Genomic DNA, 1566 nt, shown 5'->3' with positions numbered 1-1566 from the left:
TTCTTGAGCTCAATACAGTACTTAATAAAGCTTGTTAACATCTATCGAACACTTGGATTACTTGTATCTCTTATTCTTTATATTGGTGCATCAGTTTTATCTCATACATTCTATAATACATCAGGAAGTTTGCTTGCTACATTGGCTTATTTCCTTAATATCATAAATATTCTTACTCCAAGCATTATTAAAAGTCCTGTTTTAAATAACAATCCTTATCTCTTCTATATTGGTACGGCATTACTCTATTATCTCTTGTCATCTATTCTTTTTGGAATGAGGGATTATCATGATTCCACTGCTTAAGCTTATTAAGAAACAGGACACTATTTCACTTATTATTTTGATTCTTCTTATTCCTGTAGTCACAAGATTAAGTAAAAGAGTAAACTTCATCTATATTCTTCTTACAAGTAACTATATCACCTTGATTTTGAATATTGCGTGTCTTGTATTGATTTATAAGAAGATCATGATCATCAATGGGATTAATCATACTTTGATTACACGTATGGGATATAAGAATACACAACAAACCACTTATTCTTTTATGATTATTATTACACTATCTTTCTTGATTATTCTCTATGGCTTCTTATTTCTTGTATATGGTATCTCTCAAATGAGTATCAACCTTCTATTGATGTTAGTTATTTACACATTTCTTTATCTGTTTGAGATATCTATTATTTACTTACAGTTCAATAGAAAATCAAATATTCTCTATATTGCTTTACATATCATTATTAATTTAATTTGTCATTATATGTTCTTCTAGGAGGAGATAAATATGTTGAAAGTCAATCATATTAAAAAGAGCTTTAAACAAAACACTGTATTAGAAGATATCAATCTAGAAATAAATAAAGGAGAATGTCTCTATATACATGGAAAGAATGGATGTGGTAAATCTACACTCTTTAAGATCATCTGCGATATTATTCAAACTGATTCAGGCACTATTGAAAAGAAGCCTGATACATATATTGGTGCACTTATAGAAAATCCAGGATTTATTGAAAATGAATCTTTAAGATTCAATCTTGAGTTTCTTGCTTCAATCAATCATCACTATAATGAAGAAAGAATAAGAGAACTATGTCATATGTACTCATTAGATTATGATAGTTCTTCCACACTTAAGAATTATTCTGTAGGTATGAGACAAAAAGCAGGTATTATCCAAGCAGTTATGGAAAATCAGAATCTTATTTTCTTTGATGAACCAACTAGAGGGTTGGATGAAGAGAGCATTATCGTATTTGAGAATATGGTGAATACATTAGTGAAAATGGGTAAAAGTGTAGTGATTGCATCACATGACCGCTTAGCACGTGTAAACTATACTCATACCTATTTACTAGAAGAGGGGAAGCTTCAAAGTGAAGACTATTAAGAACTATGTTTCTCTCTTCATTCTATTTCTTATTTGTAAAGAAGTATTTCATATCAACTTTATTGATTATGCAGATATCAAATACTTCTTTCCTCAAAGACCTATTTATATTGTTTTTTCACTTCTAGTTAACTATTTTTATTTAAAAATAGTGTTTGATTGTATCTTCC

General features: G+C 28.9%; 4 protein-coding genes. All 4 read left to right on the top strand.

The features are described 5' to 3' along the window. On the top strand, positions 1-306 hold a 306-nt coding region (locus tag ACT8VG_RS11095; RefSeq protein ID WP_444195922.1), incomplete at its 5' end, for a hypothetical protein. Next, the gene (locus ACT8VG_RS11090) at positions 290-778 is read left to right on the top strand and encodes a hypothetical protein (protein WP_444195921.1); all 489 of its coding nucleotides are present in this window, start codon (positions 290-292) and stop codon (positions 776-778) included. The genes ACT8VG_RS11095 and ACT8VG_RS11090, both read left to right, overlap by 17 nt. Before the next feature lie 12 nt (positions 779-790). Next, the gene (locus ACT8VG_RS11085) at positions 791-1396 is read left to right on the top strand and encodes an ABC transporter ATP-binding protein (RefSeq protein ID WP_444195920.1); all 606 of its coding nucleotides are present in this window, start codon (positions 791-793) and stop codon (positions 1394-1396) included. Further along, positions 1383-1566 (top strand): hypothetical protein (locus tag ACT8VG_RS11080; protein WP_444195919.1); only part of this gene is annotated, 184 nt, incomplete at its 3' end. The genes ACT8VG_RS11085 and ACT8VG_RS11080, both read left to right, overlap by 14 nt.

Origin of the sequence: Catenibacterium sp. (genome assembly GCF_052354645.1) — a bacterium.
GTDB classification, from domain to species: Bacteria; Bacillota_I; Bacilli_A; order Erysipelotrichales; family Coprobacillaceae; genus Catenibacterium; species Catenibacterium mitsuoka_A.
Note: the sequence above shows the minus strand (reverse complement) of the source record. Positions and strands in the feature narration are given on the sequence as shown.